Below are 15,688 nucleotides of genomic sequence, written 5' to 3' on the forward strand. Positions count from 1 at the left end.
TTAAAGGTTAAAATTAGGCAATTTTATTTGTTTATAATAGGTAAAATAGGTTGTAAAATTAAAATCTCTACAAATTATTGCAAATCATTATATATCAGTTATGGATGTTTCGTCGGTATAATCATCAATATCTCGCCTATCTTTTTTTGTTGGTCTACCAGTTCCTTTTTTTCTATAATAGTCTTTGGAGTACTTTAAAAGTTCCTTAGCCTCAAATTCTTCTTTAGGTGTAATGTCTGTTCTGTATAGGTCTACTAGTTTTGCACCAATTCTACTTTCAGGTATATCATTTACCTTAATCTTATAATTTATTTGGTCTTTTCTTAGTTGAATGATGTCTAAAGGGTAAACCTCACGACTAGGTTTAACCACATCATCGTTAATTTTAACCTGTCCTTTTTTGCAAGCAGTTGTAGCTATTGTTCTTGTTTTATAATATCTAATACACCATAAATATTTATCAACTCGCATATAATTAATGTGTTAAAGGGCGTTAATAATGTTGTGCAAGAATATATTAAAATTGTATCTTGCAGCTTCAAAAATACGTAATAATGAGTTTAAGAAAAATAGGTTTTTTTATATTAAGTTTTGTTTTAATATTTTCTTCTTGTAAGAAAGACGATGATAATATTAGTACAGTTGCTGCTATTGAAATTGCAGATAGAACAGAACAACAGGTTATAGACGATTCTTTATTAGTTGATTATTTAGAAAGGCACTATTATAACTCTAGTGCTTTTGGCGACTCTAATACAAACCCAAGTATTGCAGATTTAAATATTGAAGAACTTCTAGATGGAGAAACCTTAGAAGATGGTAATACGTTGTTAGGCGATTTATTAGATGTTCCTGGATCGGCATTGATAACGAAAACAGTTAACTATTTAGATACTGAATACAAGGTTTATATTTTGAAATTAAACCAAGGTGGAGGCACTGACTCCCCAAATTTTTCTGATACAGTTCGTGTAAATTATGAAGGTTCTACATTAGATAATAATTTGTTTGATAGCGCAACTACTCCTGTAGATTTTGATTTAACCTCCTTAATTCCGGCATGGAGAAAGGTTATTGTAGATTTTAATGTAGCTGAAGGTTTTGAAGACGGAAACGATGGTGTAGTTAATTATACCAACCGTGGTGTTGGAGTCATGTTTTTGCCTTCTGGACTAGGATATTTTTCTGGAGTATTGCCAGGTATTTCTGCCTATTCTCCATTGGTATTCAAATTTGAATTGTTAAAAACTTTTGAAAATGATCATGACTTTGATGGTATTCCTTCGTATCTAGAAGATTTATTTAAAGAAGATGGTTCACCCGGAAGCGATGGTGAGTTTACCGTTAATTTTGATGATTTAACAGATGAAACTGATGATGATACGGATGGCGATGGTAATGAAAATTATAGAGACTCTGATGATGATGGCGATGGTGTTTTAACCAGAAATGAATTGCAATCCAACACTTACTTAGTAGATACTAATAATGGTGAAGCAGAACCAACTTTAGATGATACCATGGAGTTTGAAGTAGGGCGAACAGAGGTTGAAGGTGTTATTACTATCAAAACTTTAAAAATTGTAGATTCAAACGGTAATAATATTGGCGATCATTTAGAAGCAGATATAATCGTTGTTAATAATACAGACGGTTACTAAAAGTACAAGAACAACATACTATAAAACAAAAAAACCTCGCTATGGCGAGGTTTTTTTATTAATATCATTTACTATAATAAAAGCGATAAACTCAAAATAAGCTGGTTTGGTCTGGTATCTAATCTATCTTTCACATTAATACCATTGTTACCTATAAATGTGGCTTCGTTCTCACTAAACCCACGTTCATACCTTAAATCAATTCCTAACTTTTTAAAGTTAAGAGCAATTCCAAAGTTTAAACCCACCGAAAAATCTTCTTCTACATTATCTATAGTAATACCTTCAAATTCAGTATCTAAAATGTATTGTAGCGAAGGTCCTCCAAAAACACTAATTGGACCTAAAATTTTTACGCCAACCAAAAGCGGTGCATCTAACTTTTGCATGCTAAACGTGTCGTCATTATAATCACTTTTTGTGCTGGTATAAACTATTTCTGGTTTAAAATAAATGTCTTCTCCAACTTTGCCAAATAACCCAATATGATACCCTACATTTCTATCTGGGTTGCTGTAATTATCGCTAATAGACTCAAAATAATCGCCATTAGCATTGTAATTTAGTCCTCCTTTTATTCCAATACCTTGTTGTGTTTGTGCCATTGCAGTTATAGGTAACGCAATAGCAGAAATTAAAATTAAAAATAAATTTTTACTCACGCCACGACAAGTATTAAAGTGGTTTCGAAAATTTCGTAAATTTTTCATAATGTTCGTTTTTTTAGATTTCATTAACTGTAACAAAAACGTTGCCAAAAGTAATTTATTTCCCTTTTAAGCTTTCATTTTTGTTTTTAAGTCTTTCCGTTTTTAATTTAATAAGGTAAAATTAACCTAATATTACGCTTTTCTAAAATAAAAAAAACTTATTACTTACACTTATTTTATTTGGTAAAGGGTATTCTATATCTTTGCCGCTTTATACTGTTGAATAATGAAATTTGAATTACTAGCAAAAGACGCTCAAAGCAAAGCAAGAGCAGGAAAAATAACTACAGATCATGGTGTTATAGAAACACCTATTTTTATGCCAGTAGGTACTGTAGCAACAGTAAAAGGGGTACACCAACGCGAGTTGAAAGAGGAAATTAATCCAGACATTATATTAGGTAATACCTACCACTTGTATTTGCGCCCTCAAACGCATATTATCGAAAAAGCGGGTGGATTGCATAAATTTATGAATTGGGATAGAAATATTTTAACCGATTCTGGAGGTTACCAAGTTTATTCCTTATCTGCCAATAGAAAAATTAAGGAAGAAGGTGTAAAGTTTAAATCGCATATTGATGGAAGCTACCATACATTTACACCAGAAAATGTAATGGAAATTCAGCGTTCTATAGGTGCCGATATTATAATGGCTTTCGATGAGTGTACACCATACCCATGCGATTACAACTATGCAAAGCGCTCCATGCACATGACGCATCGATGGTTGGATAGATGTATTAATCATTTAGAAAAAACACCTTTAAAATACGATTATAATCAAGCCTTTTTTCCTATTGTTCAGGGAAGTACATATACAGATTTACGTAAGCAATCTGCAGAATATATTGCAAATTCGGGAGCTGTTGGTAATGCCATTGGAGGACTTTCGGTAGGTGAGCCGGCCGAAGAAATGTATGCCATGACCGATGTGGTGTGTTCTATTTTACCCGAAGAAAAACCAAGATATTTAATGGGTGTGGGTACACCAATCAATATTTTAGAAAATATTGCGTTAGGAGTAGATATGTTTGATTGCGTTATGCCAACTCGTAATGCCAGAAACGGTATGTTGTTTACAGCACATGGAAGCATAAATATTAAAAACTTAAAATGGGCAGACGATTTTTCTCCTATTGATGAAATGGGAATTACTTTCGTGGATACCGAGTATAGTAAAGCATATTTAAGGCATCTATTTACAGTTAATGAGTTGTTGGGTAAACAAATAGCAACCATTCATAATCTAGGGTTTTATTTATGGTTGGTTCGCGAAGCGAGAAAACATATATTAGCAGGAGATTTTAGAGCCTGGAAAGATAAAATGGTTAAACAAATGGATAACCGTTTGTAAAACATAAATTGATATTAATTGTTTAAGCAATATTAATAGCTTTTTTTGAAGGATAGCATAATATGAAAATACTAGATTGGTACATATTAAAACGGTATTTATTTACTTTTACCATGTTACTATTATTGTTTATTCCAATAATGATAACTGTTCACCTTGCTGAAAAGATTGGTAAAATACTAGAAAACGAAGTGCCTTTTGGTGAGGTAATGGCTTATCTATTAGATTTTACTATCTACTTTAGTTATTTATTGTTTCCTCTTTTTCTGTTTATTTCTGTAATTTGGTTTACATCAAAATTAGCTAATAATACCGAGGTAATTGCCTTTTTAAGTTCAGGTGTGTCCTTTTCTAGGTTTTTGAGACCTTATTTAATTGGGGCAAGTGTTGTTGCTGTTTTTTCAGTAATTTTAGGATTGTTTTTAGCACCTAAAGCTAGTGAAGGTTTTAATGATTTTAGTTCTAAATACTTTAAAAAAGGAAGAAGTACTGTAAATAATACTAATGTATTTAGGCAAATAAATGATAATGAAATTGTTTACGTTAGTAATTTCAACGTAAAAAATAAAATAGGTAATAATTTTACTTTAGAACATTTTAAAAATAATAAACTTAAGTATAAAATTTCGGCTAGTAGTATTAAATATCTTCCAGAAGATACGATTTACAGATTAAAAAATTACTTAAAGAGAGAAGTTGGAGAACACGAAGATAAAATAGAAGTACTTAGTAGTAAGGATACACTACTAGCTTTTGATGTGGACGAACTTATCCCCGAAATTTATGCCGCCGAAACTAAAATGTACGGAGAACTTAGAGAGTTTATAGATAAAGAGGAGGCTCGAGGCTCATCAAACGTAGGGCGTTTTAAATTGGTTTTATATAGAAAGTGGAGTTTACCGGTTTCAGTTTTTATTTTAACAATAATCGCTTTGGCGGTGTCTTCAAAAAAACGACGTGGTGGAATGGGTGTTAACTTAGCTATAGGTATTTGTATTGCTATGGTTTTTGTGTTTTTCGATAAAATCTTTGGTGTTATGGCAGAACAATCGGATTTTAACCCAATTATTGCAGTATGGTTTCCTAACATCTTATTTGGTATTTTAGCAGCATATATGTTGTATAATGCTAAGCGATAAATTAAAAAACTTCCTTCACCTTCACCTGCTAGTTTTTATAGCAGGTTTTACAGCTATTTTAGGCGAAATAATTAGTGTTTCAGCTATACCTTTAGTATGGTTTAGAATGGTAATGGCTACCATTTTAATTCTTATTTATATTTTAATAGTTAAAGTTAAACTAAGAATTACTGTAAAATCATTTTTTAAATTAGCCATGGCAGGAGTAATTATAGCCTTACATTGGATTACTTTTTTTGGAGCTATCGATGCCTCTAATGTATCCATTACCTTAGCCATGTTCTCTACTGGTGCTTTTTTTGCATCGATAATAGAACCTATAATCTATAAACGCGCTATTATATGGTACGAAATACTATTTGGTGTTATTGTAATATTAGGTGTGTTTATTATTACGCAAAGCGAAATAAAATACCTTACAGGAATTATTTTGGGCATATCATCAGCCTTTTTTTCCTCATTATTTGCAGTTCTTAACGGTCATTTTTTAAAAAGGCACTTGGCAACGGCTATTTCATTTTACGAGTTTATTAGTGGTGTAGCATTTATTAGTATTTATATTTTAATTTTTGGCAATGGATTCTCAAAAGATTTCTTTAATTTAAGTGCTTCAGATTTTTGGTGCTTATTTATTTTGGCATCCATTTGTACAGCTTATGCCTTTATTGCATCAGTGAATGTTATGAAAAGCATAAGTCCTTATACTGTAGTACTAACCTATAACCTAGAGCCTGTTTATGGCATTGCAATAGCCTTTATTTTATTTCCAGAAACAGAAAAAATGAGCATATCGTTTTACTACGGCGCCATTGTAATTTTAAGTGTTGTACTTTTAAATGGGGTCCTAAAAAACAGTAAAAAGTTAAAAAGAAAAACGTCTTAGCCCTTAAACAAATTAAAGTTTTTTATATTTGCCTTCTAACTAAAGCAAATAGCCAAAATAGAAATTCTTATGGAATATTTAGAATTTGAATTGCCAATAAAAGAACTAGAAGACCAGCTACAAAAGTGTAAGGTCATTGGAGATGAGAGTGAAGTAGATGTTACAGAAACCTGTAAACAGATTGAGAAGAAGTTGGCGGATACTCAAAAAGAAATTTATAAAAATATAACACCTTGGCAACGTGTACAATTGTCTCGCCACCCAGAACGCCCATATACTTTAGATCATATTAAAGCCATTTGTGGTAAATCTTTTTTGGAACTACATGGAGACAGAAGCTTTAAAGATGATAAGGCAATGATTGGTGGTTTAGGTAAAATTGGCGATCAAAGTTTTATGTTTATTGGTCAGCAAAAAGGTTATAATACAAAAACAAGACAATATAGAAATTTCGGAATGGCTAATCCTGAGGGTTACAGAAAAGCATTACGCTTAATGAAGTCTGCCGAAAAATTTGGCATTCCTGTAGTCACACTTTTAGATACGCCTGGTGCTTACCCTGGTTTAGAGGCCGAAGAGCGTGGACAAGGAGAAGCTATTGCTCGAAATATTTTAGAAATGACACGCCTTAAGGTACCTGTAATAACTATTGTTATTGGAGAAGGAGCTTCGGGTGGCGCATTAGGTATAGGTGTAGGCGATAGAGTTTTAATGCTTGAAAATACATGGTATTCTGTTATTTCTCCAGAATCTTGTTCTTCTATTTTATGGAGAAGCTGGGAATATAAAGAACAAGCTGCCGAAGCATTAAAGCTAACTGCCACAGATATGAAAAGGTTAAAGTTAGTAGATGGTATTATTAAAGAACCTTTAGGAGGAGCACACAGAGATAGAGCAAAAACATTTAAATCGGTTAGCGATGCCATCGTGAAACATTATAATGAGTTAAAAGAGTTATCACCAAAAGATTTAGTGACCCAACGTATGGATAAATATGCTCAAATGGGCGTGTACAAAGGCTAAGGCTTTAAAATCAAAACTTTTAGAAAAAACTGAGGTGGATAACTTCAGTTTTTTTATGCTTATTCACAATAGTTATAACTTATTAACAGTTCAATTGTTAACTAGTAGTGAACATTGAAATACGAATATTTACCAAAACTATTTTCTTTTTAATTACTTTCGTAGCTATGAAACAACCCAATAATATACAAGGCTATAAAGTTGATAAAAGTACCATTATCAACCTGGAAAAAGGAAAAATACCTCCTCAAGCTCTTGATTTAGAAGAGGTTGTTCTTGGTGCAATGATGATTGATAAAAAAGGTGTCGATGAGGTAATCGATATTTTAAGTGCAGATGCATTTTATAAAGAAGCCCATCAACATATCTTTGAAGCTATTTTTCAGTTATTTGAAAATAGTGAGCCGGTCGACTTATTAACCGTTTCTACGCAATTAAAAAAGAATGCAAAGCTAGAATTATGTGGCGGCGATTTTTATTTAATTTCTCTAACTCAAAAGGTGTCTTCTTCGGCACATATCGAGTTTCATGCACGTATTATTTTACAGAAGTTTATTCAGCGTAGTTTAATTAAAATTTCAAGCGAAATTATTGAAGAAGCTTACGATGAAACAAGAGATGTTTTCGATTTATTAGATACAGCAGAATCCAAATTATACGAAGTAACACAGGGTAATATTAAAAAATCTAGTGAAACTGCGCAAGATTTAGTAATTCAGGCTAAAAAGAAAATTGAAGAAATTTCAAATAAAGAAGGACTTAGTGGAATACCAACGGGATTCAATAAATTAGATAAGTTAACTTCTGGATGGCAACCATCCGATTTAATTATTATTGCTGCCCGTCCTGGTATGGGTAAAACAGCTTTAACATTATCTATGGCTAGAAATATTGCTGTAGATCAAAATATGCCAGTCGCTTTTTTCTCTCTAGAGATGGCTTCTGTACAATTAATAACCCGCTTAATTTCTAGTGAAACTGGGCTTTCTTCCGAAAAATTAAGAACAGGTAAACTTGAAAAACACGAATGGGAACAACTTAACGTAAAGGTTAAAGGCTTAGAAAAAGCACCTTTGTTTATTGATGATACACCATCACTGTCTATTTTCGATTTAAGAGCAAAAGCACGTCGTTTGTCCTCGCAACATGGCATTAAATTAATCATGATTGATTATTTGCAGTTAATGACCGGTGGTAGTAACCATGGTGGTAACCGTGAGCAAGAAATATCGATGATTTCTAGAAACCTTAAAGCATTAGCAAAAGAACTTATGGTTCCCGTTATTGCACTTTCGCAGTTATCGCGTGCGGTTGAAACGCGTGGAGGTAGTAAACGTCCGTTACTTTCAGATTTACGTGAATCTGGAGCCATCGAGCAGGATGCCGATATTGTGAGTTTTATCTTTAGACCAGAATATTATAAAATAGACGAGTGGGATGACGAAGAGCGCTCGCCAACCGCAGGACAAGCCGAATTTATTGTTGCTAAACACCGTAATGGTGGTTTAGAAAATATTCGTTTAAAGTTCATTGGGCACCTAGGTAAATTTGATAACCTCGATGATTTTGATTCGCCTTTCGAATTTCATTCTAAAATGAATGCTGCGGCAAATGATGATACCTTTAATACCGATAATTTTAAAGCAAGTCCAGATCAAGCCTTTGGAAGTTCGTTTAACGATGACGATGATAACGAAGTGCCGTTTTAATTTTTAATCTACTTAATTTAAATTAGTAAGAGTTCCTTTCGTTTTTAAGAGAGGAAAGTTGCTGTAGTGTCGAAAATTTTTAATATCTAATATTTTTATAAATTTTTTAATCAGGCATATTTTTTGAGTATCTTTCAACCTATGAAGAAAGCCCTACTCATATTACTACTATTTTGTTGTACACAACAAATGTTTGCATCCTACATCCTAATTCCAATGGATGTAGAAAGTCAAAAAAATCATTTAAAAGCATACGGAATAACATATTGGACACTTAATAAACAGTTAAAGGTAAAATGGTTGCTTAATTATAAAGGTGGTTCTTTTTTGTTACCAGATACCGAGGCTATTCAACGAGAATGTCAGATTAGAGGCGTGTCTTTCGAGGTGCTTTCTAATGCCAAAGCCGAACAAATTTTAGAAGATATAGCGAGTCCGAGTCAAAATATGGAAGCGGTTGTTTTAGAAAAGGCTCCTAAAATTGCGGTTTACACACCAAATGGAAAACAACCTTGGGATGATGCTGTTACCATGGTTTTAAAATATGCCGAAATACCGTATGAAACCGTATACGATCAAGAAGTTTTAAACGATGGTTTGCTGGTTTTTGATTGGTTGCATCTTCACCATGAAGATTTTACAGGACAATACGGGAAATTTTATGCGCAATATCGAGCGTCATCATGGTACATAGAAGAAAAAAAAGCTGCTGAAGCCTTGGCTCAAAAATTAGGATTTAGTAAAGTTTCGGACGAGAAATTGGCTGTAGCATTAAAAATTAGAGATTATGTTGTGGGTGGTGGCTTTATGTTTGCCATGTGTAGTGCTACCGATAGTTTTGATATTGCACTTTCTGCAGAAGGTGTAGATATATGCGAACCGATGTTTGATGGCGATGGTAGTGATGCGGGTTATCAAAACAAAATAGATTTTAGTAAAACTTTCGCCTTTAAAAATTATATACTTGAAAGAAATCCTAAAGTTTATGAGTTTTCATCTATCGATATGACTAGAAAACGTAAGATTCCTAAAACTACCGATTACTTTTCTTTAATGGAATTTTCAGCTAAATGGGATCCAATACCAACCATGTTATGTCAAAATCATACGGCATTAGTAAAAGGTTTTATGGGGCAAACAACCTCTTTTAATAGAGAAGAAATAAAATCTAACGTTTTGGTATTAGGTGAAACTAAAATAAATGGAGAAGCCAAATACATTCATGGAATTAAAGGGAAAGGCTTTTTTACATTTTATGGTGGTCACGATCCTGAAGATTACCAGCATAGAGTAGGAGATGCTAAAACCGAATTAGATTTACACCCAACTTCACCAGGTTATAGACTTATTTTAAACAATGTTTTATTTCCTGCTGCCAAAAAGAAGAAGCAAAAAACTTAATTTTATATCTTAATTAAAAATGGTTTTTTTAACTTAAGATCCTATAAAGGTTCGCACTTAAAAAAGAATCATAAAAAACACAAATTGTTATAATTAAGCATTTCGATTCTCCTCAGGCTGCTTTTAATTTTTTTGATAAAAATGGAGATAGTAAATTATCTAAAGCAGAAATGTTTGGCTTTTAAAGGAAGTAGAAATTAGTGGTTTTATTCGTGGCTTAGTAGGATCAACACTTACTAGTGGTTATGATAAAGAAGGAGATGGTGAAATAGGCTGGAAAGAATTTAAAAAAGCCGTAGCAGTAATGGCAAAAGATATTGATTAATTCTGTATTACAAATATGAAGTGGTTCCAAAAAGAGTTAAAACTTAAAGCGTTTAGTAGAGGTTTTCATTTAATTACAGACGATATTTTAGGTGCTATTCCAGAAATTAAGCAAATAAAAATAGGGCAGATACAGGTGTTTATTAAACATACATCGGCCAGTTTAACCATTAACGAAAATGCAGATTACACCGTAAGGTTAGATTTTGAGAGCCATTTTAATAAAATGGTTCCAGAAAATGTACCATATTACAAACACACCTATGAAGGTCCAGACGACATGCCTGCGCATATTAAAGCATCACTACTAAGTACATCTGTTCAGATACCAGTTACAAACGGAGCACCCAATTTAGGGATTTGGCAAGGTATTTATTTATGTGAACATCGCGATTATGGCGGCTCAAGAAATCTTGTAATTACAGTTTACGGCACTTAACGTTTAGCTTTTATTAGTTTATCTAAAATGTATTCCACACCAAAATTATCATTACTTTTTGTTTTGTGGTTGGCTATGGCTAACACATTATCATGAGCATTTTCCATGGCGAAGCTATAAGTAGCCAATTTTAGCATTTCAATATCATTATTATAATCGCCAAATATTAAAGTTTCATCCTGCGAAATATTATAATTTTCTTGTAGCATGTTTATAGCATGACCTTTATTTGCTAGATCATCCGAGATATCAACCCAGTTTTTTCCCGATACTTTTATTTTATAATGCGATTCAAAAGGTTTAAATACGGGGTAAATATACCTTTCAGAATCTTCAGAGTGGTATAAAGCGATCTTTATAATATCCTCTTCAATCTCTTTTATATTTTCAATTACTGAGTGTTTAGGATAATACTCTTCCAAAGTATTTAGTAAACCATTGGATATAGATTTTTTACTAAAATAAGCTTTTGATGGCGTACAATAAACAGGATGAATGTTGTTATGGCTATCTATTAAATGTACTAACTCAATTAAGTTGTTGGTTTCAATAGGTGTCGAAAGTAAAAGCTCATCTTTATTAATAACAATACCACCATTTTCGGCAACAATTATAATATCATCTTTTATGGTTTGTAGCTTTTCTGTAATGCTGTAATAAGGTCTTCCGCTTGCAGCTACAAACAAAATGTTGTGCTGTTTTAAAGATTTAAATAATTCGTAAAATAAAGGACTAACTTCATGCTTGGAGTTAAGTAAAGTACCGTCCAAATCGGTAACAACAAGTTTTATGTTCGATAAATCCATAGGCTAATTTTAATTATGTACTTATTTCAGTTCGAGAGTTAATTCAACTACAAAAAATCAAGAACAAATATAAGTACAAAAAAATCCGATTCTTTCGAATCGGATTTTTTATTAAGCGAATAATATGTTTTACAATAGGCTAAGCGCCTTATTTTACTTTGTCAACTACGGCTTTAAAAGCCTCAGGGTTATTCATAGCTAAATCTGCTAAAACCTTACGGTTTAATTCAATTTCATTAGCTTTTAATTTCCCCATAAATTGAGAATAAGATAAACCATGTAATCTGGCTCCAGCGTTAATACGCGTAATCCATAATGCACGGAATGTTCTCTTTTTTGCTCTACGGTCTCTGTACGAGTATTGCATCGCTTTATCAACCGCATTTTTTGCTACTGTCCAAACGTTTTTACGTCTTCCAAAGTAACCTTTTGCTTGTTTAAGCACCTTTTTTCTTCTGGCTCTTTTGGCTACAGAATTTACTGATCTTGGCATAATTTTAATTGTGTTTTGTAGTAGGCGGTCAAATACATGACACTTTTAATTGAGCCTAACTCCAGGGTTTATTAATTGTTTTAACCGATTAAAACGAATGTTACTTTAAACGCATCATTGTTTTAATGTTATCCTCATCTGCTTTATGTACTAAACCATCATGAGTTAACTTAAGCTTACGCTTTTTAGACTTCTTTGTTAAGATGTGACTCTTAAAAGCGTGCTTTCTTTTAATCTTACCAGTACCTGTAAGCTTGAAACGCTTTTTGGCACTAGATTTTGTTTTCATTTTAGGCATTTTCTTTTCCTAGTTTTTAATTATTTCGCTTAATTATTTTAGTGCTGTTGGTGTTACAGCATCTTATCTTTATTCTTAATATATGCTATCAACTTAAGTTAATGCATTAGTAAGAATTGTTTTTATTACTTTTTAGGAGCAATAAACATGGTCATACGTTTACCTTCTAATCTAGGCATTTGTTCAACCTTGCCATATTCCTCTAAATCTTGAGCTAACTTTAATAATAAAATTTGCCCTTTTTCTTTAAATATGATCGAACGTCCTTTAAAAAACACAAATGCTTTTAGCTTTGCACCTTCTTTTAAGAACTTCTCAGCATGTTTCTTTTTAAACTCGTAATCGTGATCATCTGTGTTAGGACCAAAACGAATCTCCTTAATAATAACTTTAGTCGCTTTAGACTTTAAAGCTTTATCACGTTTCTTCTGTTCGTAAAGAAACTTTTTATAGTCCATAACCTTACAAACAGGTGGATCAGCATTTGGAGAAATCTCCACTAAATCTAACTCTTGTGCACTTGCTACTCGCATAGCGTCTCCTTTGGTGTATATTCCAATTTCTACGTTGTCTCCAACTAGACGTACTTTTTGAGCAGTAATCTTCGAGTTGATTTTATGCTTATCTTCTTGCGAAACCCTTCTAGGTTGCTGTCTTCTTCTAATTGCTATGGCTTTATGGTTTTAAATTAAACTTATTACTCTTTATGTATTAAAACGTTTTTAGCGTTTTTTTAATGTCTTCTTTTATTATTTCAGAGAAGGCTTCTACACTAATCATGCCTAAATCTTCTCCACCGTGTTGTCTTACAGTTATTTTGCCTTCTTGTTCTTCTTGCTCCCCAATTATAATCATATACGGGTGTTTTTGCATTTCGGCATCTCTAATCTTCTTACCTATAGTCTCATTTCTATGATCTACAAGGGCGCGAATTTCGTCATTTTCTAGCAAATTTAAAACTTTTTCAGAGTATTTTTCATATTTCTCGCTAATTGATAATATAATAGCCTGAGTAGGCATTAACCAAAGCGGGAAATTACCTCCGGTATGTTCTAGCAATAATGCTACAAAACGTTCCATACTTCCAAAAGGAGCACGGTGTATCATAATTGGTCGGTGCGACTCGTTATCACTACCTTTATACGTTAAATCAAAACGTTCTGGTAAGTTGTAATCTACCTGTATGGTTCCTAATTGCCAACGTCTTCCTAAAGCATCTTTTACCATAAAATCTAACTTAGGACCATAAAAAGCAGCTTCACCTTCTTCAATAACAAAATCTAAACCTTTATCGGTTGCGGCATTTATTATAGCCTGTTCTGCTTTTTCCCAGTTTGCAATATCACCTATATATTTGTTAGGGTTTTTAGGATCTCTTACAGATACTTGCGCAGTAAAGTTTTCAAAGCCTAGAGAGCCAAACACGTAAAGCACTAAATCTATTACACTTTTAAACTCTTCGTCTAATTGTTTTGGTGTACAAAAAATATGAGCATCATCTTGAGTAAAACCTCTTACACGAGTTAATCCATGTAGTTCTCCACTTTGTTCATACCTATAAACCGTACCAAATTCGGCGTAGCGTACTGGTAAATCTTTATAACTCCATTGGAAATTATTGTAAACCTCACAATGGTGTGGGCAGTTCATAGGCTTTAATAAAAACTCCTCACCACCTTTAGGTGTTGTAATAGGTTGAAAACTATCTTCACCATATTTAGCATAATGTCCAGAAGTTTCATAAAGTTCCTTCTGTCCAATATGTGGCGTAACAACCATTTCGTAACCGGCCTTTTTCTGTGCAGCTTTCAAAAAGTTTTCTAAACGCTCACGTAAAGCAGCACCTTTAGGTAACCACAAAGGCAAACCTTGTCCTACTTTTTTCGAGAATGTAAAAAGCTCCAACTCTTTACCTAATTTTCTATGGTCACGTTTTTTAGCTTCCTCTAGCATAGCTAAATACTCCGTTAACTCCTTTTGTTTCGGAAAAGAAATTCCGTAAACTCGAGTTAATTGAGGTTTGTTCTCATCACCACGCCAATAAGCACCAGCAACACTCAATATTTTAACCGCTTTTATAATACCAGTATTAGGTATATGGCCACCACGACATAAATCAGTAAAGGTAGAGTGGTCGCAAAACGTAATCGTGCCATCCTCTAAATTATCAATCAATTCAGTTTTAAAAGCATTGTCCTTATATAAGGATAAAGCATCCGCCTTCGAAACCGCTCTTAAACTAAAATCATGTTTCCCACGCGCAATCTCTAACATTTTAGTTTCAATAGCCTTAAAATCCTTTTCAGATACCGTATGCTCACCAAAATCTACATCATAATAAAACCCATTTTCAATAGCAGGTCCAATGGTAAGTTTCGCGCCATCATACAATTCTTCAATGGCTTGAGCCAAAACATGGGCACTACTATGCCAAAAAGCAGTTTTACCAGCATCGTCTCTCCAGGTATATAAAACCAAAGAGCCATCCGTTGTTAATGGCGTAACCGTTTCTACGGTTGTACCATTAAAACTCGCCGAAATAACATTTCTAGCAAATCCCTCACTAATGCTTTTTGCAACATCCATTGGTGTAACGCCTTCGTCAAACGTTTTCACACTACCATCAGGTAAAGTAATATGTATCATAAATAAAATTGAAATTCGGGTGCAAAGATAATGAGTTCAAAAGTATAAACAAACCAACACTATATATATATCGGTATAAATTTTTAATAAGGGCGTTCCCCAAGGGTCGGGCTATCCATTCCAAGTCCTCGCACCTCCTACGTCGGGCTGCGGGCTATTCATTATTATCCCTAACGCGACTATATCCGCAACCACTTAGTTAAACCAATAGGTATAAGGATATCCTGTAATGTCATAGTTAGTATAAAACCTCATTTCTGTTGTCTATATATAAGGAGTAGTATAAAAAATCAATTAAAAAAAGGGTAGGAGCAAGGGGTGTAACATTATAGAGTCTTACAAAACAATAGGAGTAGTGTATAATACCTGAAATTAAAGTATGCTACATTATAATAGGAGTAAACTATTAATGTTATAGGCTTACTACTAAGAACAAAACCCCTATTAGTTCCATAAAAGGCAATCCAAACCCCAAAATTAATTGAGGAATTAGGAGTAGCGTGTATTTTTTTAGGTGTGTAAATATCAGTAAATAAGTTAGTTAAAAACGGTTTTTAAAAAAAGTAAAAAAAAGGCAAAAAAAGTCATTGTCAAACTAAAAAAGGATAGTAAGTTTGCACCCCGTTAAAAACGCAAAAGCAATTTTAGCAGGACGTTCATAAAAAGGTTGATTAATGATTTTAAAAGGTTAAAAAAACTTTTTCAAAAAAATATTAAAAAACACTTGTAGGAGTTAAAAAAGGTTGTACATTTGCAGCCGCTAAAAACGGTAAGTATCGCAGATAGCAAAACGCTCATA

Annotated in this window: 15 protein-coding genes; 8 read left to right on the forward strand and 7 right to left on the reverse strand. The window is 33.1% G+C overall.

The window, feature by feature from the left end:
- Nucleotides 1-87: 87 nt before the first annotated feature.
- The gene (locus BMY96_RS13495; RefSeq protein WP_092853057.1) at nt 88-471 is read right to left on the reverse strand and encodes an RNA-binding S4 domain-containing protein; all 384 of its coding nucleotides are present in this window, start codon (nt 469-471) and stop codon (nt 88-90) included.
- A gap of 83 nt (nt 472-554) precedes the next feature.
- On the opposite strand from BMY96_RS13495, the gene BMY96_RS13500 reads away from it, so the two are divergent.
- Nucleotides 555-1,661: an FKBP-type peptidyl-prolyl cis-trans isomerase gene (locus BMY96_RS13500; RefSeq protein ID WP_092853059.1), complete on the forward strand. Its 1,107-nt coding sequence runs from the start codon at nt 555-557 to the stop codon at nt 1,659-1,661.
- Between the two features lie 71 nt (nt 1,662-1,732).
- Here the strand turns inward: BMY96_RS13500 and BMY96_RS13505 are convergent, their stop codons facing one another.
- Nucleotides 1,733-2,371: an outer membrane beta-barrel protein gene (locus BMY96_RS13505; protein WP_245750651.1), complete on the reverse strand. Its 639-nt coding sequence runs from the start codon at nt 2,369-2,371 to the stop codon at nt 1,733-1,735.
- Nucleotides 2,372-2,597: 226 nt separating this feature from the next.
- On the opposite strand from BMY96_RS13505, the gene tgt reads away from it, so the two are divergent.
- From tgt to BMY96_RS13545, 7 genes are all read left to right on the forward strand, one after another.
- Nucleotides 2,598-3,728, forward strand: a complete 1,131-nt coding sequence (tgt, locus tag BMY96_RS13510; RefSeq protein WP_092853063.1) for a tRNA guanosine(34) transglycosylase Tgt — start codon at nt 2,598-2,600, stop codon at nt 3,726-3,728.
- A gap of 62 nt (nt 3,729-3,790) precedes the next feature.
- Nucleotides 3,791-4,867 (forward strand): LptF/LptG family permease, encoded by a 1,077-nt coding sequence (locus BMY96_RS13515; protein WP_092853065.1) that lies wholly within the window; start codon nt 3,791-3,793, stop codon nt 4,865-4,867.
- A complete protein-coding gene (locus BMY96_RS13520; protein WP_092853067.1) occupies nt 4,854-5,750 on the forward strand; it encodes a DMT family transporter in 897 nt (298 codons plus the stop codon). Before BMY96_RS13515 ends, BMY96_RS13520 begins: the two co-directional genes overlap by 14 nt.
- Nucleotides 5,751-5,819: 69 nt before the next feature.
- Nucleotides 5,820-6,773, forward strand: a complete 954-nt coding sequence (locus BMY96_RS13525) for an acetyl-CoA carboxylase carboxyltransferase subunit alpha (protein ID WP_092853069.1) — start codon at nt 5,820-5,822, stop codon at nt 6,771-6,773.
- A gap of 167 nt (nt 6,774-6,940) precedes the next feature.
- The gene (gene dnaB, locus BMY96_RS13530; protein WP_092853071.1) at nt 6,941-8,482 is read left to right on the forward strand and encodes a replicative DNA helicase; all 1,542 of its coding nucleotides are present in this window, start codon (nt 6,941-6,943) and stop codon (nt 8,480-8,482) included.
- 216 nt (nt 8,483-8,698) lie between these two features.
- Nucleotides 8,699-9,883 (forward strand): asparagine synthetase B, encoded by a 1,185-nt coding sequence (locus BMY96_RS13535; RefSeq protein WP_092853073.1) that lies wholly within the window; start codon nt 8,699-8,701, stop codon nt 9,881-9,883.
- A gap of 340 nt (nt 9,884-10,223) precedes the next feature.
- A complete protein-coding gene (locus tag BMY96_RS13545) occupies nt 10,224-10,646 on the forward strand; it encodes a secondary thiamine-phosphate synthase enzyme YjbQ (protein ID WP_092853075.1) in 423 nt (140 codons plus the stop codon).
- On the opposite strand, the gene BMY96_RS13550 is transcribed toward BMY96_RS13545, so the two are convergent.
- The 5 genes from BMY96_RS13550 to thrS form a co-directional block, all read right to left on the reverse strand.
- The gene (locus BMY96_RS13550) at nt 10,643-11,452 is read right to left on the reverse strand and encodes an HAD family hydrolase (protein WP_092853077.1); all 810 of its coding nucleotides are present in this window, start codon (nt 11,450-11,452) and stop codon (nt 10,643-10,645) included. The genes BMY96_RS13545 and BMY96_RS13550 overlap by 4 nt on opposite strands.
- Nucleotides 11,453-11,600: 148 nt before the next feature.
- Nucleotides 11,601-11,945, reverse strand: a complete 345-nt coding sequence (rplT, locus tag BMY96_RS13555; RefSeq protein ID WP_092853079.1) for a 50S ribosomal protein L20 — start codon at nt 11,943-11,945, stop codon at nt 11,601-11,603.
- Nucleotides 11,946-12,045: 100 nt separating this feature from the next.
- Nucleotides 12,046-12,243, reverse strand: coding sequence for a 50S ribosomal protein L35 (gene rpmI, locus BMY96_RS13560; RefSeq protein ID WP_067150881.1), 198 nt, complete (start codon nt 12,241-12,243; stop codon nt 12,046-12,048).
- Nucleotides 12,244-12,368: 125 nt separating this feature from the next.
- Nucleotides 12,369-12,914: a translation initiation factor IF-3 gene (infC, locus tag BMY96_RS13565; protein ID WP_217639603.1), complete on the reverse strand. Its 546-nt coding sequence runs from the start codon at nt 12,912-12,914 to the stop codon at nt 12,369-12,371.
- Nucleotides 12,915-12,954: 40 nt separating this feature from the next.
- A complete protein-coding gene (gene thrS, locus BMY96_RS13570) occupies nt 12,955-14,889 on the reverse strand; it encodes a threonine--tRNA ligase (protein ID WP_092853083.1) in 1,935 nt (644 codons plus the stop codon).
- Nucleotides 14,890-15,688 lie beyond the last annotated feature (799 nt).

Origin of the sequence: Algibacter pectinivorans, from assembly GCF_900112595.1 — a bacterium.
Lineage (GTDB): Bacteria > Bacteroidota > Bacteroidia > Flavobacteriales > Flavobacteriaceae > Algibacter_B > Algibacter_B pectinivorans.

Coding starts and splice junctions, on each gene's coding strand:
- BMY96_RS13495 (WP_092853057.1), bottom strand. CDS start 471: ATGCGAGTTGATAAATATTTATGGTGTATTAGATATTATAAAACAAGA.
- BMY96_RS13500 (WP_092853059.1), top strand. CDS start 555: ATGAGTTTAAGAAAAATAGGTTTTTTTATATTAAGTTTTGTTTTAATA.
- BMY96_RS13505 (WP_245750651.1), bottom strand. CDS start 2,371: ATGAAAAATTTACGAAATTTTCGAAACCACTTTAATACTTGTCGTGGC.
- tgt (WP_092853063.1), top strand. CDS start 2,598: ATGAAATTTGAATTACTAGCAAAAGACGCTCAAAGCAAAGCAAGAGCA.
- BMY96_RS13515 (WP_092853065.1), top strand. CDS start 3,791: ATGAAAATACTAGATTGGTACATATTAAAACGGTATTTATTTACTTTT.
- BMY96_RS13520 (WP_092853067.1), top strand. CDS start 4,854: ATGCTAAGCGATAAATTAAAAAACTTCCTTCACCTTCACCTGCTAGTT.
- BMY96_RS13525 (WP_092853069.1), top strand. CDS start 5,820: ATGGAATATTTAGAATTTGAATTGCCAATAAAAGAACTAGAAGACCAG.
- dnaB (WP_092853071.1), top strand. CDS start 6,941: ATGAAACAACCCAATAATATACAAGGCTATAAAGTTGATAAAAGTACC.
- BMY96_RS13535 (WP_092853073.1), top strand. CDS start 8,699: ATGGATGTAGAAAGTCAAAAAAATCATTTAAAAGCATACGGAATAACA.
- BMY96_RS13545 (WP_092853075.1), top strand. CDS start 10,224: ATGAAGTGGTTCCAAAAAGAGTTAAAACTTAAAGCGTTTAGTAGAGGT.
- BMY96_RS13550 (WP_092853077.1), bottom strand. CDS start 11,452: ATGGATTTATCGAACATAAAACTTGTTGTTACCGATTTGGACGGTACT.
- rplT (WP_092853079.1), bottom strand. CDS start 11,945: ATGCCAAGATCAGTAAATTCTGTAGCCAAAAGAGCCAGAAGAAAAAAG.
- rpmI (WP_067150881.1), bottom strand. CDS start 12,243: ATGCCTAAAATGAAAACAAAATCTAGTGCCAAAAAGCGTTTCAAGCTT.
- thrS (WP_092853083.1), bottom strand. CDS start 14,889: ATGATACATATTACTTTACCTGATGGTAGTGTGAAAACGTTTGACGAA.